At 56.6% G+C, this 22,991-nt stretch carries 20 protein-coding genes; 11 read left to right on the top strand and 9 right to left on the bottom strand.

The features are described 5' to 3' along the window. Positions 1–77 precede the first annotated feature (77 nt). Together LG297_RS14365 and LG297_RS14360 are read right to left on the bottom strand one after the other, a co-directional pair. On the bottom strand, positions 78–551 hold the full coding sequence (locus LG297_RS14365; protein ID WP_404421395.1) for a DUF6644 family protein: 474 nt from the start codon (positions 549–551) through the stop codon (positions 78–80). A 3-nt stretch (positions 552–554) separates the two neighbouring features. After that, positions 555–944 carry a DUF6152 family protein gene (locus LG297_RS14360; RefSeq protein WP_404421393.1) on the bottom strand — a complete coding sequence of 130 codons (390 nt, stop codon included), beginning with the start codon at positions 942–944 and terminating at the stop codon, positions 555–557. A 125-nt stretch (positions 945–1,069) separates the two neighbouring features. Between LG297_RS14360 and LG297_RS14355 the strand changes: the two genes are divergently transcribed. The 5 genes from LG297_RS14355 (at position 1,070) to LG297_RS14335 (ending at position 4,499) form a co-directional block, all read left to right on the top strand. After that, complete coding sequence (locus LG297_RS14355; RefSeq protein ID WP_404421391.1) at positions 1,070–2,152, top strand: 2-dehydro-3-deoxygalactonokinase; 1,083 nt, start codon at positions 1,070–1,072, stop codon at positions 2,150–2,152. Positions 2,153–2,185: 33 nt separating this feature from the next. Then, positions 2,186–2,848 (top strand): 2-dehydro-3-deoxy-6-phosphogalactonate aldolase, encoded by a 663-nt coding sequence (locus LG297_RS14350; RefSeq protein ID WP_404421389.1) that lies wholly within the window; start codon positions 2,186–2,188, stop codon positions 2,846–2,848. Positions 2,849–2,940: 92 nt separating this feature from the next. Continuing rightward, positions 2,941–3,720 (top strand): SDR family oxidoreductase, encoded by a 780-nt coding sequence (locus LG297_RS14345; protein ID WP_404421387.1) that lies wholly within the window; start codon positions 2,941–2,943, stop codon positions 3,718–3,720. Between the two features lie 77 nt (positions 3,721–3,797). Beyond that, positions 3,798–4,073 carry a GIY-YIG nuclease family protein gene (locus tag LG297_RS14340; protein WP_404421385.1) on the top strand — a complete coding sequence of 92 codons (276 nt, stop codon included), beginning with the start codon at positions 3,798–3,800 and terminating at the stop codon, positions 4,071–4,073. 78 nt (positions 4,074–4,151) lie between these two features. After that, positions 4,152–4,499 (top strand): hypothetical protein, encoded by a 348-nt coding sequence (locus tag LG297_RS14335; protein WP_404421383.1) that lies wholly within the window; start codon positions 4,152–4,154, stop codon positions 4,497–4,499. Between the two features lie 73 nt (positions 4,500–4,572). On the opposite strand, the gene LG297_RS14330 is transcribed toward LG297_RS14335, so the two are convergent. Beyond that, complete coding sequence (locus LG297_RS14330; RefSeq protein WP_404421381.1) at positions 4,573–5,208, bottom strand: CDP-alcohol phosphatidyltransferase family protein; 636 nt, start codon at positions 5,206–5,208, stop codon at positions 4,573–4,575. A 170-nt stretch (positions 5,209–5,378) separates the two neighbouring features. Between LG297_RS14330 and LG297_RS14325 the strand changes: the two genes are divergently transcribed. Then, complete coding sequence (locus LG297_RS14325; RefSeq protein ID WP_404421379.1) at positions 5,379–6,575, top strand: pyridoxal phosphate-dependent aminotransferase; 1,197 nt, start codon at positions 5,379–5,381, stop codon at positions 6,573–6,575. Here the strand turns inward: LG297_RS14325 and LG297_RS14320 are convergent. From LG297_RS14320 to nirB, 4 genes are read right to left on the bottom strand one after another with little or no spacing between them, the layout of a single operon-like run. Next, positions 6,572–7,591, bottom strand: coding sequence for a bifunctional precorrin-2 dehydrogenase/sirohydrochlorin ferrochelatase (locus LG297_RS14320; RefSeq protein ID WP_404421377.1), 1,020 nt, complete (start codon positions 7,589–7,591; stop codon positions 6,572–6,574). The two genes, LG297_RS14325 and LG297_RS14320, sit on opposite strands and share 4 nt — an antisense overlap. Further along, positions 7,563–10,298: a molybdopterin-dependent oxidoreductase gene (locus LG297_RS14315; protein ID WP_404421375.1), complete on the bottom strand. Its 2,736-nt coding sequence runs from the start codon at positions 10,296–10,298 to the stop codon at positions 7,563–7,565. The genes LG297_RS14320 and LG297_RS14315 overlap by 29 nt, the downstream gene beginning before the upstream one ends. After that, entirely contained in the window at positions 10,288–10,638 is a 351-nt protein-coding gene (gene nirD, locus LG297_RS14310; RefSeq protein ID WP_404421373.1) for a nitrite reductase small subunit NirD, read from the bottom strand. The genes LG297_RS14315 and nirD overlap by 11 nt, the downstream gene beginning before the upstream one ends. Positions 10,639–10,643: 5 nt before the next feature. Further along, positions 10,644–13,112: a nitrite reductase large subunit NirB gene (gene nirB / locus LG297_RS14305; RefSeq protein WP_404421371.1), complete on the bottom strand. Its 2,469-nt coding sequence runs from the start codon at positions 13,110–13,112 to the stop codon at positions 10,644–10,646. 720 nt (positions 13,113–13,832) lie between these two features. On the opposite strand from nirB, the gene LG297_RS14300 reads away from it, so the two are divergent. From LG297_RS14300 to LG297_RS14290, 3 genes are all read left to right on the top strand, one after another. Beyond that, complete coding sequence (locus LG297_RS14300) at positions 13,833–15,197, top strand: MFS transporter (RefSeq protein WP_404421369.1); 1,365 nt, start codon at positions 13,833–13,835, stop codon at positions 15,195–15,197. A gap of 122 nt (positions 15,198–15,319) precedes the next feature. Then, a complete protein-coding gene (locus LG297_RS14295; protein ID WP_404421367.1) occupies positions 15,320–15,907 on the top strand; it encodes an ANTAR domain-containing response regulator in 588 nt (195 codons plus the stop codon). Between the two features lie 3 nt (positions 15,908–15,910). Next, positions 15,911–17,107 carry a CmpA/NrtA family ABC transporter substrate-binding protein gene (locus LG297_RS14290; protein ID WP_404421365.1) on the top strand — a complete coding sequence of 399 codons (1,197 nt, stop codon included), beginning with the start codon at positions 15,911–15,913 and terminating at the stop codon, positions 17,105–17,107. Between the two features lie 33 nt (positions 17,108–17,140). Here the strand turns inward: LG297_RS14290 and LG297_RS14285 are convergent, their stop codons facing one another. Continuing rightward, the gene (locus LG297_RS14285) at positions 17,141–18,082 is read right to left on the bottom strand and encodes a glucosaminidase domain-containing protein (RefSeq protein WP_404421363.1); all 942 of its coding nucleotides are present in this window, start codon (positions 18,080–18,082) and stop codon (positions 17,141–17,143) included. Positions 18,083–18,155: 73 nt separating this feature from the next. Beyond that, positions 18,156–18,869, bottom strand: a complete 714-nt coding sequence (locus LG297_RS14280) for a GNAT family N-acetyltransferase (protein WP_404421361.1) — start codon at positions 18,867–18,869, stop codon at positions 18,156–18,158. A 628-nt stretch (positions 18,870–19,497) separates the two neighbouring features. On the opposite strand from LG297_RS14280, the gene LG297_RS14275 reads away from it, so the two are divergent. Further along, positions 19,498–21,330 (top strand): dipeptide ABC transporter ATP-binding protein, encoded by a 1,833-nt coding sequence (locus tag LG297_RS14275; protein WP_404421359.1) that lies wholly within the window; start codon positions 19,498–19,500, stop codon positions 21,328–21,330. A 66-nt stretch (positions 21,331–21,396) separates the two neighbouring features. Then, positions 21,397–22,929 carry an ABC transporter substrate-binding protein gene (locus LG297_RS14270; protein ID WP_404421357.1) on the top strand — a complete coding sequence of 511 codons (1,533 nt, stop codon included), beginning with the start codon at positions 21,397–21,399 and terminating at the stop codon, positions 22,927–22,929. Positions 22,930–22,991 lie beyond the last annotated feature (62 nt).

The following is a 22,991-nucleotide window of genomic DNA, read 5'->3' as shown; positions in this document are numbered from 1 at the left end:
CGGTGCTATATGAACTTTATTTCGAATACTGAGCATGATCACGCTAGTTACAATTTGCCTGTTTGCCCGCAGGGAAATCAGAGAAACCCGATCCATCGTCCCGCGAGTAGTGTGGAAAGCCAGATCAGGAGAGATGTCGCGGCAATGACGCGCGTTGTCAGGGTAATCCTGCCCGTAATGATCGTCTGGCGCCAGCCATGACCGGCATGCTGTATGACAATGGTTGCGATGCCGAGTGCGACAAGCAGCATCTTCCAGAGGAAGGCTGTGTTGTCGAGATATTCGACTGCATTGACCGACCAGAGTGCCGGGCCGGTCAGAAGGATCAGCAAGAGGCCAGCCCCTGCCGCGCGCGACAGGAAGGGGCCGATCACCCGGATATCGGGCCCCCGGATGATCCCGACAAGTCGCAAATCCAATGGAACTATTGCACCGATCATTAATGACAGCCCGAGAATGTGCGCGGTATTGACCAGCATATAAAGGTATCCCGGGCCGCGCAGTGCGGCGGCCAGGGTGCTTGCCTCTACCCAGGTCGCAAGTTCCTGCAAACGTCAGTTTCCCTGAATGCGTTCCGGATACAAATCGTAATTCTGACCATCAATTATGATGCGGACGGCTTTCATGTGCGCTTCTGACGGGTCCTTGTTCCGATTTCCGATCACGGTAATCGCATCACCGGGCTGTGCTATATCGCCGGTAAAGCCCGATCGTGCCGTCTGATTGGGATTGCCCAGATCAATCTGCCAAACCGTACCTTCGGCATCGGTAACCGTCAGCGAGGGGTGCGGCGGGTTCATCGAAATGCTTTCGATGGTGCCGTCGAGGGTCATTTGGGTGCTTTCGGCCCAGGACCAGCCGTGATGGGCGAAAGCCGGAAAGGACGGGGTGATCAGTATGACCGTCAATGCAAGCATGAAAACTTTGCAGATACGAGTGGGCATGTCTCTGTGTCTCCTGTCTGGATTGAGCATATGAAGGCCCCTCAAACCCCGACAGGATGACATAATTAACTCCCCTTATGATTTCACAAGGGTGTGAGGTTTCAATTGCGGCGCAAGTGGTGGTGATGACCGTGGCGGATTTCCGCCCCCTTCGGCGATTGACCCGGATCATGATTGACCGGGTCTTGTGCAAATTGTATGAGGATATGAGCCAGTATAACAATAATACGAGGATCAATGTGGCCGTATCTCCGTCTTTGCAGTCCCCGTCATCGCAGTTTGCACATCCGGCATGGATTGCCGTGGATTGGGGGACATCGAATGTTCGCGCATGGGCGATGGATGGCGGTGACAACATCCTTGATCAGGTTTCAAGCCCGCGTGGCATGAATGCGATTGCCGCCGATGCGGTACTTGGATTTGAGGGCGTTCTGATCGATCTGATTGAACGGTGGTTGCCAGCGAAGGCATCTGATCGGATGCGGGTTGTGGTTTGCGGCATGGCGGGGGCAAAGCAGGGATGGCTTGAAGCGCCATATTGTTCGGTGCCGGTGCGCCCGGATGAATTGGCATCCGGCGCGGTACGCCCGGCCGTTTCCGATCAGCGGATTGATGTTGCGATTTTGCCGGGCCTTAAGCAGGTGGATGATCCCGATGTGATGCGCGGCGAGGAAACCCAGCTTGTCGGGTTTATGGCGGCACATCCGGGGTTTGATGGCTGGGTCTGTTTGCCCGGAACCCATTCGAAATGGGCGCGGGTTTCGGGTGGTGCGATCCGTGCATTCAGGACCTATATGACGGGCGAAGTTTTTGCGTTGCTGTCGGGGCAATCGATCCTGCGTCATTCAATGGATGACCGGTGGGACGATGCCGTGTTCGAGCAAACCGTGCGCGAGGCGGCAAGTGCGCCGACAGGTTTTCTGCACAAGCTGTTCACCGTGCGCGCCAGCGGATTGGTTGGCAATGCCGATGCCGCAAGCCAGCCGGGGGCGTCGGTCCTGTCGGGGGCGGTTATCGGGTCGGAAATTGCCGATGTGGTCGGTGATCTTGGGGACAAGATCCAGATTGCATTGATCGGCGATGGCAAGCTGGCGGGATTATATCGCAAGGCACTGGCCGCGCATGGTCGTGACGCCGAGGCGGTGGATGGTGCGGCGATTACAATCGCCGGTCTGGCACGTGCCTACCGGGCAATAAACATAGCGTAACAATACTCTTTCTTCAGGCTTTGCAGGTGTAAAATGGCATATCCCACTTCGATCAATTCGCAGATCACGGACGGGGCAGTTACCGCGTCGCATCGCCGGTTGATCGCAATCCTGCGCGGTGTGAAACCCGACGAGGCGGCCTCAATGGCACGTGCCCTTGTCGATGCCGGGATCACGATGATCGAAGTGCCGCTGAATTCGCCCGAACCGCTTAAAAGCATTGCGGCAATGAAGGATGAAGTCGGGGCGGCAGCATTGATCGGGGCGGGGACGGTTTTAACACCTGAAAACGTCGAACGGGTCAAGGCGGCCAAGGGCGAATTCATCGTTTCACCCAATTGCGATATCGACGTCATCGCCAAGACCAGGGAATTGGGCCTTGGATCATGGCCCGGTGTTCTGACACCGACCGAGTGCTTTGCCGCGATCAAGGCCGGTGCAAGCGGGCTTAAAATCTTTCCGGCCAGCATCATCGGGGCGGAAGGCATCAAGGCGATGCGTGCGGTTCTACCAAAAGACATGCGGGTCTATGCCGTCGGCGGGGTCGGGCCGGATGATTTTGCCACCTATGCCAAGGCCGGGTGTGACGGCTTTGGTCTTGGGTCAGGCATCTATAAGCCCGGTATGTCGGCGGATGATGTGTCAAAAGCCGCCAAAGCCTATGTTGCGGCCCATGATGCGGTGTTTGGCGATTAAGAGATTTCGGATTGTGGAACCCTGTTTGACCGGCGGGTCTTCGCCGGGCTAAGTTCCTGCCATTATCTGAATTTCAAGAATGGGAGGATCCATTGGATCTGGGAATCAAGGGCCGCAAGGCGATTGTTTGTGCGTCATCCAAGGGGCTTGGACGTGGTTGTGCGATCAAGCTTGCCGAGGCAGGCGTTGATCTGACGCTGAATGCGCGTTCCGAGGGGCCGTTGAAGGAAACGGCGGAATATATTCGCGATACGTTTGGTGTGAAAGTCACGACGGTTGCGTGTGACATCACCACCGAAGATGGCCGCAACAAGGTTCTGGCGGCGGAGGGCATGCCTGATATTCTGATTAACAATGCCGGTGGTCCGCCGCCGGGTGTCTGGTCCGACTGGGGACAGGCCGAATGGGAAGCGGCGGTTCAGTCCAACATGCTGACGCCGATCCTGTTGGCGACGGCGGTTCTGCCCGGCATGATTTCGCGTAAATGGGGCCGGATCGTGAATATCACATCGGGTTCAGTCAAATCGCCGATCCCGCATCTGGGTCTTTCGAATGCCGCGCGCGCCGGGTTGACCGGCTTTGTTGCCGGGACAGCACGCCAGGTGGCCAAGGATGGCGTGATCATGAATAACCTTTTGCCGGGGCAACATGATACTGACCGCATCAATGCCCTGATGACCAACAGGTCAAAGAACGAAGGCATCAGCCTTGACGAGGCGCGCGCCAAAACGCAGGCGGGTCTTCCGACCGGTCGCTTTGGTGATCCGATTGATTTCGGGGCGACCTGTGCCTTCATGTGCAGCGAGCATGCCAAATTCATGGTCGGGCAGAATGTGTTGCTGGACGGTGGTGCCTTCAACTCCACCCTTTAGGTGAATTGATCGTCGCCCTGTAGCGTGGCGAACCTCAACACACCTAATGCGACAACGGCGATTGCGTGGGTTCATAGATGGCGTCATTCACCTTTGTTTATGTGCTGCGCGAACGCGATTTTGTGCCGGGGCAGGGCAAGGCGACGCTGCCCCGGACCTATGTCGGGTGGTCGACCGATGTCGAGGCACGGCTTGCGACGCATAACAGCGGCAAGGGGGCCAAGACGACACGCGGTCGGCAATGGGATGTTGTCTATGTCGAACGGTTCCGCACCTTTGGCGAGGCCATGAGCCGCGAATGGCATTTGAAGCGTGACCGGAAATTGCGCAAAATGCTGTCCGGTGGCGGATGATAAACAAATCAGGACTTGAATATTTGCGCGCAGTCGCAGATATCTGGGCCAACAGTTTCACACCATCAGGACGACATCATGCCGGTACAACGCAAAAATCCGCTCAAGCTCAATAACCTGCAGCTGCGCACGCTTGTGCTGGCGCAGATTATCGCCAAGGACCCGAATTCGGGATCAATTGACGAGGCCACGGGCGATGCGACGTTGCTGCGTATTCCACATGCGCATGGCGATCATGTTCATGTCGGGAAGTTCGTGGTTGCCGCGCGTGATGCCAGCGGTTTTTCCAATCCTGCCGTATGGGTTGCCCTGGCGCGCAAGGGACTGGCGCGCGAAGGTTATCCGGCCAGCATCGTTCTGACCCGTGAAGGCATGGAATATGATACCGGCCTTGCCGAAAACTTTGTTGAAGAATCCGATCACTGATCGGAACGTCCTTCCGGTTCTCAAGCGCCCTTACTGATAAGGTCGGGCTTTCGAGACGGAAATCATACCGGATTTATCCAAAATCCCGGCGGGCCTGCATGACCCGGCCCGCCGTTGTGATCAGGCATAAAGTGCCAAATACAGCCGCGATTTGCGGGAACCATTCCGGGTACAGGCAAATCAGGACCAGGACAAAAATGGTTTCGCTGCCCTCGGTAATGCCGGTCAGGTAATAGAAGCTTTTTTTGCCCTGCTTTTCATGGTTTTGGCCGGTTTTAGCGGCGATAATCGCGTAGGCCAGAAAGCTTGAGCCTGTGCCGACAAAACAGAAAATCAGGAATGCCGCCATCAGGGCGTGGTCGGGCCGTCCGACGGCGAAAGCCAGAATGATCCCGGAATAAAACAGAAAATCGGCGACGATATCGTAATAGCCGCCAAGGTCGCTTTCCTGGCTTTTGGCACCGGGGTGACGGGATCGCGGGGCTGCATGACGGGCGACCGCCCCGTCAAGGCCATCCATGATGCGGCTCAGCAAAATCAGTCCAAGCGCGATATGATCCAGCCGGAAGGCCAGTGCGACAGCGGCCAGAACACCAATCACAAAGCCAAACCCGGTGATTATGTTCGGGGTAATACCGCTGCCCGACAGACGGCGTGCAACAGCATTCAACGGCTTGTCGATCAGGGGACGGAGGCGGGCATCAAACATTGCGGTTTCCGGTTAAATCATTGCGGGCACAACCATAATCCTATCACGGTCTTTGGGGAAATCACGCACGCGCGATGATGCCGGTTTGAAATTGTCCGATTGACGGGGCTTTGAAAACCCGATTGGCTATCGGGCAGAGAAATCCTTCATCCTTTACCGGTGTGTCCCATATGTCCGTTTCAGATGACTTGTCTGTTTCTCCCTTTGCCGCAAACGGCATTCGAAATGACGTACGTGATATTGGCGCGTCGCTGATCCGCGAGGTTGCCCATCTTGGCATGGGGCGCGAAAACATCGTGCCGCTATGGTTTGGCGAACCCGATCAGCCGACCCCGGAATTCATTCGCAGGGTGGCGATTGCAGCCCTTGAGGCCGGCGATACTTTTTATCAGCCCAACCGGGGTATCATGCCGCTTCGCGATGCGCTGGCGGTGTATGGCAATCGTCTTTATGGCACGTCACTGGATCCTGAAAACATCACCGTGACGGTATCGGGGTTAAATGCACTGATGATTGCGATGCAGGCGATCCTTAAGGCGGGTGACAGGATGGTGACCACGGCCCCGATCTGGCCCAACATCATTGCGATGCCAAAGGTTCTGGATGCGCAGGTCACAACCGTGCCGTTGCGCGCAGGTGATGACGGTTGGCAGCTTGATATCGATGAATTCATCGCGGCCTGTGCGCCGGGTACGCGGGCGATCCTGATCAATTCTCCGAATAATCCTACCGGCTGGGTGATGTCGGCCGAGGACCAGAAACGGCTGGTCGACTTTGCCACGGAACGGGGTATCTGGCTGATCGCGGATGAGGTTTATGCGCGCCTGATCTATGACGGATCGGATGTGGCACCGTCATTTGTCCCTTATGTTAATGACGATACCCGGATCATGGTGATCAACAGCTTTTCCAAAAGCTGGGCGATGACAGGCTGGCGGCTGGGCTGGATCACTGCACCCAAGGGTGTCGGGGGCGAGCTTGAAAAGCTGATGGAATTCAACGTGTCCTGTCCGGCGGGGTTTGTTCAGCAGGCGGGCATTGTGGCGCTTGAACAGGGTGAGGAATTTGTCGCGAGTTCGCGCGCCAGATACAGCCGAGCGCGCGCAGCAATCATCGAACGGTTGCGCGACATGAACCGCATCCACCTGCCCGAAGCAGACGGCGCGTTCTATGCCTTTTTCCGGGTTGATGGGGTTGAGGATACGCTTTCCTTTGCCAAGGAGCTTTTGCTGTCCGAGGGCATCGGCCTTGCGCCCGGCGAGGCATTTGGGACAGAGGGGGGCGGTCATATCCGTGCCTGTTACGCGGTATCGGAAGACCGCATTCACAGGGCAATGGACGGACTGGCGCGTTTTTTGAAGCGTTAGTTTCGATACAGGCAGGTGATATTGCTGCCTTGCCGGGCGAAAAAGGCGGCCTGGTGTTTCAGACGTTCGCGGGCGTCGTCATCCATGTTTCCGTCATCGCCGCTGCTTTCGAGTTCGATCACCGTGGCGTCGCGGCGGGCAAGACCCAGAATGTCGGCGGCGATGCCGGGCATGTGGAAAATGATGTCGGATGTTTCAATCGCGCGCGCAATGCCGTGGGCAAGGTCAAAGGCATTGTCGGCCGTAACATCCGCATGAAGGATCTGGCCGCCCGGAACGGTGGCGGAGCTGCCTTCGGGGACGAAACGGGTCAGGGCAGCGTCAAGGTCCTTTGGGCTGCTTTGCGTCAGGTGGGTATCCTGCAATCCGTTCTGGAAAAAATGCGTCCAGAACCGTTGCCTTGCGACATTGTCGGGCAGGTGGGTGGCAACGCGACGGCGTGCGCTGCGGGCGAGGCTTGCCAGTTGTGACATCGAGGCGGGCAGGGTGGTTTCAAGGCGTTGGCGGATGATGCGCGCCAGTGCCGGGGCGCAGCCGCCGGTCGAGATCGTGACCATCACCGGTGCCCGGTCAAGGATTGCCGGGACGATGAAATCGCAATGTTCGGTCTTGTCGACGACATTCAAAAGGATGTTGCGCCGCTTGGCCGCGACCTTGACCCGGCGGGTCAGATGCATGTCATCGGCGGCGTCAAAGATCATGACCGCACCATTTAGCATGGTATCGACAAACGGGGCTGCTTCCCAGCGGATCGTGCCGGTATCGACCATCGTTGCGATGTCGGTGCACAGTTCCGGGGCGATGACGGTGATATCGGCCTGACTTCGCAGCAACAGGCGGAGTTTGCCCGCCGCGACCTCGCCCCCGCCCAGTACCACCACCTTTTTGCCGGTGACATGGACGAAGGCCGGAAAGAAGGGGAAGGTTTCCCGGTTTTCCGTTGCAGGGCCATACAGGTTTTCGGGTGTGGCCGTTTTATGCTGCTGCTTATTCTGCGGCGCGCGGTAATGCGTCATCAAGAATCTCCCTGAGTTCCGGCAGGCAGGACCCGCATCCGGTTCCGGCTTGCAACAGGCGGCCGATATCGGCGGTGCTGACCGCATTCTTGTCATGGATGGCGCGTGTGATGGCCGCCAGCCCGACCGAGAAGCACGAACAGATCAATCGATCATTGATGGCACCTGCATCGGGCATACGCCCGGCAAGCAGGGCATTGCGTTCCGGGCCGCTGATCGCATCATTGCCAAGCAGTGCCGATATCCAGTCCCGGCCAAGGGCGGGACGATCCGGGCCGACAAAAAGCGCGCCGGTGATGCGGTCGCCATTCAGGCGTGCATAGCGATGAACGCCTTTTTTGCCGTCGTTATATTCGATGATGTGTTCGATGGTGTTTTCATCGCCGGTATTATTGGCCGCCATTGGCAGAATGGATTTGAACAGGCAGGGCCTGTCACCGGCGATTTCATAAATCATGCAGCCGGGGCCGGTTGCCGCCACCCAGTAAGGCAGGTCTGACAGATCAACCGGCGTGTTGGAAAACAGCAATCCCTGCCACAGCGGTTCAAACGGGTCGACCGAAATCGGAATATGTTTGGTTTCGGGTTGCCCGGAAAAGGGATCGACATGCGCGGTTGGTAAACGGCCAATGCCGCCCGCCGATGAGTAAACATCGTTCCAGTGCATCGGCATGAAGACTTCGCCGGGCATCTGGGCGTCTGATACGGATACCCGCATCAGGGCGGTGCCGCGTTTGCTTTTGATTCTGGCAAGGCCACCATCGGTCAACTTGTAACGCTTGGCATCAAGGATGTTGACTTCGAGCAGCGGTTCGGGCCGATGGGCCGAAAGGCGCGCAGCGGTGCCGGTGCGGGTCATGGTGTGCCATTGGTCGCGATAGCGGCCGCTATTGGCGATCAGCGGGAATTCCTTGCCGGGTTGCGACATGGGCAGTTTATGCGCAACCGCAAGCATACGGGCCCGCCCGTTTGAGGTGGTGAAAATGCCATTGCCATATAGGCGTTCCGCGCCGCCAGCGGGCTGATGTTTGCGCGATGCGGGCCATTGGAAAGGCTCCATGGCGTCATAGGTCGATTTCTTTGCCTTGTGCCATTGGCCGATGTCAAAGGCGCGCATCCCGTCATTTTCAAATTCCGACAGGGCGGCATGTTCGGCAAAAATATCGGCAGGATCGCGGTATTTGAATGCCTTGCCATATCCCATGGCGCGTGCGACCTGCGTCATGATCCACCAGTCGGGTTTGGCATCGCCCTGCAATTCGCGGAAGGGGCGTTGGCGGGAAATGCGTCGTTCGGAGTTGGTGACCGTGCCGGATTTTTCGCCCCAACCGGCGGCGGGTAGCTTGATATGCGCATAGCGCAACGTGTCGGTATCGTTCACCGTGTCCGATACGATGACAAGCGGGCAGCGCGACAGGGCAAGACGGACGCGATCCGCATCGGGCAGGCTGACGGCGGGGTTTGTTGCCATGATCCAGACGGCCTTGATTTCACCGCGTTCGATGGCGCGGAACATATCAACCGCCTTGTATCCCTCGCCCGGTTCCAGAATATCGGATTTCCAGAACCGGCGGACCCGGTCAACATCGTTAACATCATTCGGATCCATGTGGGCGGCAAGCTGGTTGGCAAGGCCGCCGACCTCGCGTCCGCCCATGGCGTTGGGCTGGCCGGTGACGGAAAACGGGCTTGATCCCGGTTTGCCGACCCGTCCGGTCGCCAGATGGGTATTGATGATCGCATTGACCTTGTCAGAGCCGCTGCTGGACTGGTTGACACCTTGTGAAAACACGGTGACCGTGCGGTCAAAGGCGGCAAACCAGTTAAAGAACGTTTCCAGTTTCCCCAGACCCGAGCCGTCATGATCGGCGTACTCACTGATCTCGGAAGGATAATCGAGGCCGCATTTTTTGGCTGTACTCTCGATATCGGGGCAGTCCGCGTGCGCCTCGGCGACGGCGGTTTCATAGCCGCTGACGTGGCGGGCGACATATTGAAGGTCGCAATGACCGTTCTGGTCAAGCCACGCCAGCAGGCCGTTAAACAGGGCAACGTCGCTGCCCGGCTTGATCGGCAGATGCAGATCGGCGATGTCGCAGCTTGCGGTTTTGCGCGGATCAATCACGACGATCTTGGTGCCGTGTTTTTCCTTGGCCGTGCGCAAACGCTGGTTCAGGACCGGATGGCACCATGCCAGATTCGATCCGGTCAGGACGACCAGATCAGCAATTTCAAGGTCTTCATAGCATCCCGGCACGACGTCCGCGCCAAAGGCACGTTTGTGCCCGACCACGGTTGATGCCATGCACAGCCGGGAATTGGTATCGATATGCGGTGATCCGATGAAGCCCTTGATCAGTTTGTTGGCGATATAATAGTCCTCGGTCAACAATTGACCGGAAACATAGAATGCCACCGATTTCGAGCCATATTTCTGGATGGTTGCGCGCAGTCGATCCGCGGTTTCCTGTGTTGCCGTTGGCCAGTCGACGGTTTTGCCGTCGATTTCGGGTTTCAGCAGGCGGAAATCGCGATTCATCTCGGCGGTGATCGTATCAATCAGGGCGGCACCCTTTGAACATATCCGGCCCCGGTTGGCCGGGTGATCGGGGTCGCCCCCGACCGCCCAGCCGTCCCGGGTGGGGGAGACGATCAAGCCGCAGCCAACGCCGCAATAAGGACAGGTGGTTTTAACCTCACCCCGCATGGCGCAGACCGATTTGTTCCGCCGTCAGGCCGATATGAACCTTGTCGTCAATGACGCGCAGTTCAACCTTGGCCGCACAGCCGTCATCAGGGCCTTGCGCCTCGCCGGTTTCAAGCGAGAAAACCATGTTATGCAGCGGGCAGGTGACGAAATGACCATGCACGATCCCCTGTGCCAGCGGCCCGTCCTTGTGCGGGCAGCGGTCCAGAAGGGCATAGACCTGATCATCAAGGGTTCTGAAAATCGCGATACGATCGGTTTCGGTCTGGAAGGTACGCGCGCCCTGAAGCGGGATATTGGCGATCGGTCCGACATTTACCCAGTTTACGATATCCGTCATTGCCGTTACTCCGCTGCGATCAGGGAAAGGGATTTGAATTCGTGCGCATCCACGCCCTGGCTGGCGCGTTCGGCCCACGGATCGACCTGCGCCGTTTTCTGGCTTTCCATGAAACGTTCAAACAGGGCGGCGCGATTTTTGGCATCATCAACCACGCGTTCCTGAACGTGTTTCAGACCAACACGTTCGATCCAGGGTGCGGTGCGTTCCAGATAGCGGGCTTCTTCGCGGTAAAGCTGGATGAAGGCACCGCAATATTCTTTTACTTCCTGATCGGTTGTGACCTTGCACAGAAGATCGGTCGCACGGACATGAATGCCGCCATTGCCACCCACATGCAGGTCCCAGCCGCCATCGGTTGCGACAACGCCGAAATCCTTGATCGTGGCTTCGGCGCAGTTACGCGGGCAACCTGATACTGCCATCTTGAATTTGTGGGGCATCCAGGAGCCCCAGGTCATTTTTTCAAGTTCGACGGCCATGCTCATCGACATCTGGGTGCCAAAGCGGCACCATTCCTGGCCGACACAGCTTTTGACCGTGCGAAGGGACTTGCCATAGGCATGACCCGAAACCATCCCGGCCGCATTCAGATCGGCCCAGACGGCAGGCAGGTCTTCCTTTTTGACACCCAGAAGGTCAATGCGCTGCCCGCCGGTGACCTTGACGGTCGGGATATCGAATTTGTCAGCGACATCGGCAATGGCGCGCAATTCGCGCGGGTTGGTCAGGCCACCCCACATGCGCGGCACCACCGAATAGGTGCCGTCTTTCTGAATGTTGGCGTGGACGCGTTCGTTAATGAAGCGCGAGGCACCATGATCGGCATATTCACCCGGCCATGCGGCAAGCAGGTAATAGTTGAGTGCCGGGCGGCAGACATGGCAGCCGTCCGAAGATTTCCATTCCAGTTCCTGCATGACCGCAGGCATGGATTTCAGGTTTTTTGCCTTGATCAGGCGACGCACATTGTCATGGTCATGATCGGTGCAGGTGCAGATCGGCTTGATCGCGGCGGCCTCGTAATCACCGCCAAGGGTTGCCGCCAGAAGGTTTTCAACAAGGCCGCTGCATGAGCCACACGATGCGGATGCCTTGGTGTGGCCTTTGACTTCGTCGAGTGTCGTCAGGCCCTTTTCGGTGATGGCCGAAACGATGGTTCCCTTGCAAATGCCGTTGCAGCCGCAAATTTCTGCGTCGTCTGGCAGGGCGGCAACGGCATCAAGAGGGTTTCCGGCGGGTCCCCCGGCGAAGGCCTGACCAAAGGCGAGGGTATCGCGCAGTTCGGTCACGTCCTGAGCATCCTTCATCAGTTGGAAATACCAGCCGCCATCGTATGTATCGCCATAAAGGACGGCACCCTTGATCCTGCCGTCTTCAAGCACGATGCGTTTGTAAACGCCACGTCCGGCATCGCGGAAGACGATTTCTTCGGTTTCGCCGCCGCCGGAAAAATCACCGGCGGAAAAAACATCGACCCCGGTGACTTTCAGTTTGGTCGAGGTGACCGAACCGGCATAGCCATCGGTTTTTATTTCTGCCAGATGATCGGCACAGGATTTTGCCATTTCAAACAGCGGCGCAACAAGGCCATAGCACTGGCCGCGATGCTGCACGCATTCGCCAACGGCAAAGATATCCGGATCACTGGTGGTCATGACATCGTCAACGACAATGCCGCGTTCGACGGTCAGTCCCGCGTCTGCGGCAAGGCGCCCGTTGGGGCGGATGCCAACAGCCATGACCACCAGATCAGCCGGGATCATGCGCCCGTCTTTAAGCCGGACGCCGGTTACGCAATCGGTTCCGACGATTTCGGCGGTGTCGGCCTCGGTAATCACATTGATCCCCCGACGACCGAGTTCCTGTGCGAGAAGATAACCCGCTGACGGATCAAGTTGTCGTTCCATCACGTGGCCGGCCAGATGCAGGACCGTGACCGACATGCCACGTGCTTGAAGGCCGACGGCGGCTTCGAGGCCGAGCAGGCCGCCACCGATCACCACAGCCGGGCCGCCATTTTCGGCGGTTTTCAGCATGGTATCGACATCATCTACATCGCGGAAGGTGACAACGCCTGAAAGCTTGTGGCCGGGAACCGGGATCATGATCGGGTCGGAACCGGTGGCGAGCAGAAGTTGGTCATAGGCGGTTTCGGTGCCGCTTTTGGAAATGACGACCTTGCGGGCGCGGTCGATTTCAACCACCGGATCACCGGAAAACAGATGGATGCGGTTTTCCCGATACCATTCGGCGGTGTTGATCACGATATCGTCGAATTCCTTTTCGCCCGACAGAAGGGGGGAGAGCATGATGCGGTTATAGTTCACGCGTGGCTCGGCACCAAAAACGGTGATTTCGTATTTGTCAGGGGCGCGACCGAGGATTTCCTCGACGGTGCGCATGCCGGCCATGCCGTTGCCGATCACGACAAGGCGGGGTTTCTTGGTAAGTGCGGCAGGGACGTGGTTCATTTGTCTCTGGCTCCTGATCGCGGGAAGCGAATTGGCAAAAAAAAACGTCCGGTGCGCACTGCCTGTCAAAAAGGCAATCTCGCAACGGACGTCGTTATCCGGGTGAACCCGCCATTGGATTCTATATATGGGTTTGGCATTTCTGCCGTGGCAGCAGGCGACCTTGCCCGCGCTCTTGTCCCTTACTATACAAGTTGCGTGCCAGAACTGCAGATTGCGGTGAAAAACTTGCAAGATACTGATTTCAGGCCCGATTTCAGGTGTGCCGGAAATGTGCGGGAATGAGGCAAAACCTGTGATTGTTTAAAAAATAACCACTCATAAAATGATAAGATTAAAAAATATGCAGATGTGCTGCTTCCTCACATGGCGGGTTTTTCGCCTGTGCAATTGCGGTTGTTAAAATGCTTTGGATTTCAGGTGATTATTTGAAAAATTCCGCGTTGCGAAAAAATTGGCGCGCTGTTTGCAGCAGGGTTGTCATGTGAGCCGCTTCGACGGAAGCAGGCCCAATGACGGGTGACTCACAGTTCTTCGTCCAATGGCGGGCGATCAGACGTTCGATTTTGGCGCGCAACGATGGCGCGGCCGCAATCGAAACGAATGACGGGCCGCCAGCGGAATCCATCTGATGAAGCATGCGGCCCTTGGGGAAATAACCGTCGGTCGCAACAATCGGGAAACCGGTTAGGAGCGGCCCAAACGAAGGGCTTCATTGTTATGGAAATCAAAAACAAGGCTCCGCGCATCAATCTCTTCAGTCTCAAGACTGTTCAGATGCGGACTTTCCACCTGACCTGGCTTGCCTTCTTCCTGTGTTTCTTTGGCTGGTTCGGTATTGCGCCGCTGATGCCGCTTGTGCGTGACGATCTTGGCCTGACCAAGGGTGAAATCGGCAATACCATCATTGCGTCTGTCGCGATTACCGTTCTTGTACGTCTTCTGATCGGGCCGCTTTGCGATAAAATCGGTCCGCGCAAAACCTATACCGGCTTGCTGGTTCTCGGGTCCCTGCCGGTCATGCTGATCGGGCTTGCCGACAGTTATGAAACATTCCTGCTGGCGCGTCTTGCCATCGGCTCGATCGGGGCATCGTTCGTGATCACGCAGTATCACACCTCGACCATGTTTGCGCCGAACGTCGTTGGGACGGCAAACGCCACCACGGCGGGCTGGGGCAACCTTGGCGGTGGTGTGACACAGATGGTCATGCCACTGATCCTTGCCATGGTGCTTGGCTTTGGCGTCTCGGAAACCATGGGCTGGCGTCTGGCGATGGTCTTCCCGGGTGTGATCATGCTGGTGGTTGCGGTACTTTACTGGTTCTTCACCACCGATGCGCCGGATGGCAATTATGCCGACATGCGCAAAAGCGGTGCCCTGTCACCGGAAGACGATCATGCCGGTGCGACCAAGGGTATGCTGGCTGCGGCCAGGGATTACCGGGTCTGGGCGCTGTTTCTGGTTTACGGGGCGTGTTTTGGTGTCGAACTGACGATCAACAATATTGCCGCGATCTATTTCTTTGACCGGTTTGAACTTAGCCTTCAGACCGCTGGCCTGATTGCCGGTCTGTTTGGTTTGATGAATATCTTTGCCCGGACGCTGGGCGGGGTGTTTTCGGACAAGTTTGCCGCCAGGGGCGGGCTTTCGGGGCGGGTTAGGTTCCTGTTCCTGGCGCTGTTCATCGAAGGTGTAGCACTTGTTGCCTTTTCGATGATGGATGCGTTGGTCATCGCGGTTTCGATGATGGTGGTCTTCTCGCTTTTCGTGCAAATGTCCGAAGGTGCTACATTCGGGATTGTTCCGTTTGTTAACCGCAAGGCGCTTGGTTCGGTTGCCGGTATCGTCGGTGCGGGCGGGAATGCCGGGGCGGTTGCCGCGGGCTTCCTGTTCAAATCCGAAGCACTGAGCTATCAGCAGGGACTGATGTATCTTGGTATTGCCGTGATTATCTGTTCGTTTGCGGCCCTTACGGTTCGCTTCTCGGAAAAAACAGTGGCCGAGGAAAAGGAACGTTTCGAAAAAGCCATCCGGGAACGCGATGCGTTGCCTTCGGGCGCGCGGGCGGTTCCGGCAGAATAAGATACGACCTTTCCGGGATGCGGCATGTGTCGCATCCCGGTTCTCACCGGGCCATCAAGGTCCGGGCGAAAAAGAACAGACAGGAGAGAGACCTTGATCGTCAGGGATTTGGGTTGGTTTAAATGAAGCTTGAAGACTTCAGCATTCTGGTGATCGACGAAAACCCGGACCGCGCGGCCATTGTCGAGCGCGGCCTTGTCGAAGGTGGCTATACCCGTGTCAGCCGGATCGGCACGTCATACAATCTGGTCGAACGCATTCAGGCGTTGGCCCCCGATATCATCATCATTGATCTTGAAAACCCGGACCGCGATACGCTGGAGCAGATGTTTCAGGTATCGCGCGTTATTGCGCGCCCGATTGCGATGTTTGTCGATCAGAGCGACAGCAACACGATCCGCGAGGCGGTCGAGGCCGGGGTCAGTGCCTATGTCGTTGATGGCTTGCGCCAGGATCGTATTCGGCCCATCGTCGAAATGGCCATTTCGCGTTTCAACGCGTTCGATCAGTTGCGCCGGGAACGCGACGAAGCCAAGGCCAAGCTTAATGATCGCAAATTGATTGACCGGGCCAAAGGATTGTTGATGCAGGAAAAGGGGCTGAGCGAGGATGAGGCCTATAACCTGCTGCGTAAAAACGCCATGAAACAGAACCGCAAAATTTCTGAAATCGCGCAAAGCGTGATTACGGCCTTTCAGTTGGAGTTCTAACGCATGTCCCTTAAACAGGTTCGACTTGGCTTTGTGCCGCTTGTGGATTGTGCCCTGCCTGTCGTGGCGCGCGCCAAGGGCTTTGCCGAGGAAGAAAATATCGACCTGACCCTGATCCGCGAAATGTCCTGGGCGGCCATTCGTGACAAGCTGTCTTATGGTGTTTATGACGCGGCCCATTTGCTGGCGGGTATTCCATTGGCGGCGCGGCTTGGGCTTGGCGGCATGCCGTCGCAGCGCATCGCGGTTCCGATGGCACTGGGGCGCGGCGGGAATGCGATTACGGTTTCAACCCGGCTTTATCAGCGGATGCTTGAAGCCGATCCTTCGGTGATGCATGGGGCGCGCGGGCTTTCGGCGCGGGCGCTGAAAAAGGTTATTGATGAAGACCGGGCGGCTGGTCGCCCGATCATGTCCTTTGCAACCGTGTTTCCCTATTCAAGCCATAATTACGAACTGCGTTACTGGATGGCGGCAGGCGGTATTGACCCGGACAAGGACATCAATATCGGCGTCATTGCACCACCGCGCATGTTTGACAGCCTGCGCAATGGCTGGGTCGATGGGTATTGCGTGGGGGAACCTTGGAACCAGCGGGCGGTGTTTCATGGTGACGGGGTGATTGTCGCCCTTAAGGAGGACATCTGGGCGCGCAGCCCGGAAAAGGTTCTTGGCGTGCGCGAAGACTGGGTACAATCCAACCCCGATACGGTCGATGCGCTGGTGCGTGCGCTTGTCCGTTCGGCGGAATGGGCCGATCAGCCCGAAAACCGCACCGAACTGGCGCAATTGCTGTCTGGTGAAAATCACGTCGGTGCATCGTTTGATATTCTGCGGGCGTCGTTGCTTGGCCGACCGGTTCTTAAACCCGGTGACAACCCGATTGAGGCACCCGATCGCCATGTGTTCTATCGCTATACCGCGACGTTCCCGTGGCTGTCGCAAGGTGCTTGGGTTGGCACACAGATGCAGCGCTGGGGGCAGGTTGATGCCTCCGTCGATTTCAATACGCTTATTTCCGATATTTACCGTCCCGACCTTTATCGTCGTGCGGTCAAGGGGCTTGATGTTGCGCTTCCGCATGATGACTGGCGGGTAGAGGGTGTCAATGATGCCGCGGACCGGGCGTTTGTCGGCCCGGATGCGTTTCTTGATAACAGCATTTTCGATATGCGGAACTTTGCCGGTGTCGGGGAATGACCCGACACCGGCTGTCGGCTTTTGAATGCGAACCTATTGTGCCGTCGCGCCGATCGGGATCAGGTGATAATACGGTCCTTCGAGGACGGCATTGTCGACTTCCTGCAAGCTGTTTTGCCGGATGACGGCCTGAACTTCCCTGACATATTCTTCCCCGCGTTCGGAATAGCGGATCAGGGCTTCGGCCAGTTCCATGCCGGTTGACTGGCGGCTTGCTGCGATGTCGCTTGCGCGCATGTTACGCAGATCGGCATAGGCATTATGGGTATTGAGGTTCAGCAGATAGGCACGCACCGATCCGAACGGGGTTCTGAAGGATGCGATTTTATAATCGCCGAGGTGCGTTCGTTGCTGTTCAGGGGTGATGCCCTCGCCATCATAGGTCCATTGGCCGAACAGGGCATTGCCAAGGGCGGCAAAGCGCGATGTGGCCCAGCCGCTTTCGATTGCCATCTGGGCCAGAACAAGTGACGGCGGCACGGGATTGATCCGTTTGCGCAGTTCGGCAAGGGTCGCGCTGTCTCGCGGGGCACCATCGACCCTGTACTGGGTGGCAAGTTCCGTGATTACGGTGTTGTCACCATCAGCAACGGCTTTTTCCAGTGCAGCGCGCTGAAATTCGATTTCCTCGTTCGCCAGCAGGGCAAGCGGCCCCAATGTGCGGAAGAAAATCCGTTTTTTGGTGGCAACGGTGACCTGATCGCTGATCTCGCTGCGCCATCTTTCGGGGATGGTTTGCAGGAACAGGCGCGGGACTTCGCGTTTGCCGTCCTGCCAACTTTGCCGGGTGTAATCGAGGCTTTCGTAAAGCTCTTCAAGCTTCTCGTAGCCGTTAAGCTCTATCCGCTTGATCTGATCCGGGTCGGGCATCGGCAGGGTAATATCGGCGCGCGCACTGTGTGCCGCGCCGATCAGAAAGATGCTTGTTATCAGGCATTTCAGGCTGTTTCGCAGGCGAACGGAAAAGGATTGCATGGCACATAACCTCCCGGGGATGCGCGATCATGAATGCGCGCGTTGCTTGTGTTTCCTTGTTCCCTGCGCGTGATTATACCTTGCGGAAGCTTTGCAGACTATTGCGTTGTTTGCCGGTTGCATCGAAGTTGCCGGGTGCAAGCCATGCTTCGAACGCGGCCTTGACCCTTGGCCATTCAAGATCGGTAATCGAAAACCACGCGGTGTCGCGGTTGCGGCCCTTATAGACCATGTGGTTGCGGAAGGTGCCTTCGTAGGTGAAACCGTATCGCAGGGCGGCGGCACGTGAGGGGGCGTTCTGATCGTCGCATTTCCATTCGTAGCGGCGATATCCAAGCTCGTCAAAGGCGCGTTTCATCATCATATACATCGCCTCTGTCCCGCCGATGGTTTGCGACAGGGCCGGGGAATAGTTGATATTGCCGATTTCAATACCGCCAAATTTGGTATCGATGCGCATGAAGGCGGCAATGCCGACCGCCTTGTTAGATGCCTTGTCGATGATGGTATGCAGCATCGGGTCGCTGGTGGCGGCCATGCTTGCAAGCCACGCCTGATAAGCATCAAAATCCACGAATGCGTCATTGAAAAGATAGGTAAAGCGAGATCCGTCCATGGCTTTGCGGTTGGCATCAAACAGGTGTCTGGCGTCGCGTTTGACATCAATCGGGCTGACGATGACATGGTTGCCGACCATGTCGCTGCGTGGTGGCATCGGGCATTCTTTCCAGTTTTCAACCGGGCGGCCGACCGGCTGACCAAATTCGTTTTTATATTCGAATGGCATCTGATGACCTTTGTTGTGAGGCGAGGGAGCATGCAGTTTGGGGCATTATTGGTGCGCCATAAAGAGCCGTTTTGGCAAAATGAAGGGGACCAATTTGCGGGGCTAACGGGATGATCCAAAAACGGCCCCGGGTTGGCAGAGGGTAGGGTGGTCTGGCGTCAGCTCATGAGGAGTCTTTGGTTGCGCTTTACGAACGTGGCGTCATGCGTTCGTCTTTGGGTTGCAAGGTGTGTTGGACTGCTCGTGATATGGGGCGGAATGCTGCGATGCGGAATTATGATTGTGAAACAACCGTTTAATTCGTCCAGACTGGATGATCGATTATGCGAAAACAAGGCATTAAAACCGAATTGAATTTAGTGAAATTCAATTCGTTGACAATTTGTCGAATAAATGATGAGGTTTGTATACAAAATAAAAAACCATGAATTCGGTATCAGGGTTGTTGGCAATCGTCGTTAAGAGGGACCGCGTTACAACTTTCCGTTACGCATCGTCAGAAGGCTACGGCCCCCACCGTGCCGGACGAGAAACCCGATCTGGCGCCAATCACGTCTTGCAGCACTGACACCGGTTTGACCGGTGCGCGCCACCCGCGCATCCGCCTTACATTGCCGAGGATGTTTGCGTGACTGATTCTGTTTCTGTTCCGATCCTGTCCGTCGAAGATTTGTCCGTTGAGTTCGGCGACAGCCGGGTCATCGAAAATCTGAGTTTTGCCGTGAAGCCCGGAAGGACATTGGCAATTGTCGGGGAGTCCGGATCGGGCAAGTCTGTGACATCGATGTCGATCATGCGTCTGGCCGATATGATGGGCGCATCCTATGCATCGGGGCGCATCCGGTTCACACCTCAGGATCGCGATGAAGATTTGCTGGCACTGTCACAAAAACAGATGCGCAGTATTCGTGGCAAAGACATCGCGATGATCTTTCAGGAACCGATGACGTCGCTAAACCCGGTTTTCACCATCGGCGATCAGATTGCAGAATCCCTGATGCTCCATGAAGGCATGTCCAAGCCCGATGCATTTGTTGAAAGCAAACGGCTGCTTGATATGGTACGGCTGCCCGATGCGCAGGAACTTCTAGGCCGTTATCCCCATCAGCTTTCGGGCGGGATGCGCCAACGTGTCATGATCGCCATGGCACTGGCATGTAGACCAAAGGTACTTATTGCGGACGAACCCACCACCGCGCTTGATGTCACCATTCAGGCCCAAATCCTGACCATCATAAGCGATCTGCAAAAACAGCTCGGTATGGCGGTGATTTTCATCACCCATGACATGGGGGTTGTTGCCGAAATTGCCGATGATGTTGTCGTCATGTGGAAGGGCAAAAAGGTCGAAGAAGGTACGGTTGCCGATATTTTTGCCAATCCTGCCCATCCATATACCCAGACCCTGCTATCTGCGGTTCCGAAACTTGGCAGCATGACGGGTGAAGCATTCCCCAAACGTTTCCCGGTCACCATGATGGACGGTGAAACGCCGCGTCTGATTGGGACGGAGCATATTCAGAATACCGCACGTTACGACGAAGCTCCGTTATTGTCGGTGCGTGATCTGGTGACGCGCTTTGATATCAAAAAGGGCCTGTTTGGTGGGGTTTCCCATCGGGTTCATGCGGTCGAGAATGTCAGTTTTGATATTTATCGCGGCGAAACACTTGCCCTTGTCGGAGAGTCCGGATCGGGCAAATCGACCATCGGTCGCACGATCCAGCAATTGCAAAAGGCAACGGCGGGGAATATCAGTTTCGAAGGCCGACCGTTCAGTGAAATGGGCAAAGGCGAACAGAAACGCCTGCGTCAGGAAATCCAGTATATCTTTCAGGATCCGTTTGCGTCCCTTGATCCGCGCAAGAAAATCGGATTTTCGATTGCAGAGCCGATCCGCACACACCGCCTGATTGAGGGTGACAAACAGATTTCTGCGCGGGTTGACCAGTTGCTGGAGCGGGTCGGCCTGACATCGACCCATGCCAACCGTTACCCCCATGAATTTTCGGGTGGCCAGCGCCAGCGTATCTGCATAGCGCGCGCGTTGGCATCCAATCCCAAGCTGATCATTGCCGACGAGGCACTTTCGGCGCTTGATGTGTCGATCCAGGCACAGATCATCAATCTGTTCATGGAGCTTCAGGAAGAGCATGGGCTGGCCTATCTGTTCATCAGCCATGACATGGCGGTGGTCGAAAAAATGAGCCACCGCGTCGCCGTGCTTTATCTGGGTCAGGTTGCCGAGCTCGGGTCCCGCCAGCAGGTTCTTGAAACGCCGACACATCCCTATACCCAAAGACTTCTGAGTGCCGTGCCGGTTGCCGACCCCACAATCGTGCGGAACCATATTCTGATGGATGGTGAAATCCCCAGCCCGATCCGCCGGGTCGGTGATGAACCGGCCATCCTTGCCCATCGCGAAATTGCGCCCGGTCACTTTGTGGCCGACGCACGTTAAGCGGCCCTTGGGTCGCAAGCCTTGTCTCCCCTCGCGCCAAGCCACCAACAACGGAGAAAAAATAACATGACGAAAAAACAGGGAATGCGCAGCGCGCTGATGGCTCTTGCCTTTGCGGGCGGCCTGATGGCAACTGCGCCGGCATATGCCGAAGGCACCTTGACCATTTCATCGCCACAGGACCCCGGCAGCTGGGACCCGGTCGATACATTTCTGGTCAACTGGTCGTCGGTTGCGACCAATATTTTTGACGGTCTGACCTATCGCGGGCCGGATACCAAGCTGGTTCCGGGGCTTGCGACGTCCTGGGAGGAACTTGATGAGGGAACACGCATCCGGTTCCACCTGCGCGAAGGTGTGACTTTCCAGAATGGCGAACCGTTCAATGCCGAAGCGGTCAAATTCACCTTTGATCGCCTGATGGGTGATGAAGGCAAAAAAGGCCCGCAGCGGTCGAATTATGCCGCGATTGAATCGGTCGAGGTCATCGACGAAAAGACCGTCGACATGCATCTGACCCAGCCGGACCCGGTGCTTCTGACCAAGCTTGCCGGTTATGGTGCGATGATCGTGCCACCGAAATACATCGCGGAAAAAGGCGAGGATTATTTCAACGCCCACCCGATCGGCACCGGTCCGTTCACGATGGTGTCCTATGAACCCAAAGTTGGTCTGACGCTTGAAGCCTATGCCGATCATTGGGGTGGTGCGCCGAAACTTTCGACCATCAAATACCGTTTCATCAGCGAACCGTCGACCGCAGTTGCGGAATTGCAGGCCGGTAACGTTGATCTGGTCATTCCGCCGACCATTCCGATTGGTATGATCCCGACCATCGAAGAAGACGAAAATATCGATGTCGTCACCACGGCAAGCCCGACGGTTTATGCGCTTCGTTTCAACACCGGCAATGGCATTACGGCAGATGAAAAAGTCCGCAAGGCGTTGATTTACGGTGTGGATCGTCAGGCAATCATTGATTCGATCCTTGGCGGTCAGGCCGCCCAGATTGCAAGTTTCCAGGGTGAATTGTCATTTGGCAACGACCCGTCGATGGAGCCGTTGCCCTATGACCCGGCCAAAGCCCAAGCGCTTCTGAAAGAGGCAGGGGTTGCACCGGGCACGAAAATCCAGATCGATATTCGTGGCAATGACGCAACCTTTAACGAAGTTGCCCAGGCCGTTGCCAGCTACCTTCAGGTGATTGGCCTGAATGCGACGATCAAGCCGTATGAAACGAACGTTCTGCTTAACGACATCATTCCGGCGGGTAAAACCGGTGCGATGTTCCAGCAGTCGTGGGGCGGCTGGACGCTTGATTATGATAACACCGCTTACTTCATGTATCACACGGGTGAAAAGTGGAACCCGTATGACAGCGACCCGGAACTCGACAAGCTGCTGGAATCCCAGCGTGCGATTACCGATCGTGCGAAACGTGAAGAAATCCTCCAGTCGATTGCGCATTACACGGCCGATCGTGCACTGGAAATGCCGCTTTATAACCTTAATGCGATCTTTGGGGTTTCCAAGCGCGTCAAGAATTTCATTCCGGTTCCTGACAGCCGTCTGCGTCTGACGGAAGTGACCGTCGACTAATGTGAAACGGAAGTCGCCCGGACAGATACCGGGCGGCTTTCATGCCTATTTCTTTAAAGGAC

Origin of the sequence: Thalassospira australica (genome assembly GCF_044790785.1) — a bacterium.
Taxonomy (GTDB): domain Bacteria; phylum Pseudomonadota; class Alphaproteobacteria; order Rhodospirillales; family Thalassospiraceae; genus Thalassospira; species Thalassospira australica_A.
This window is presented reverse-complemented; position numbering and strand designations above follow the sequence as displayed.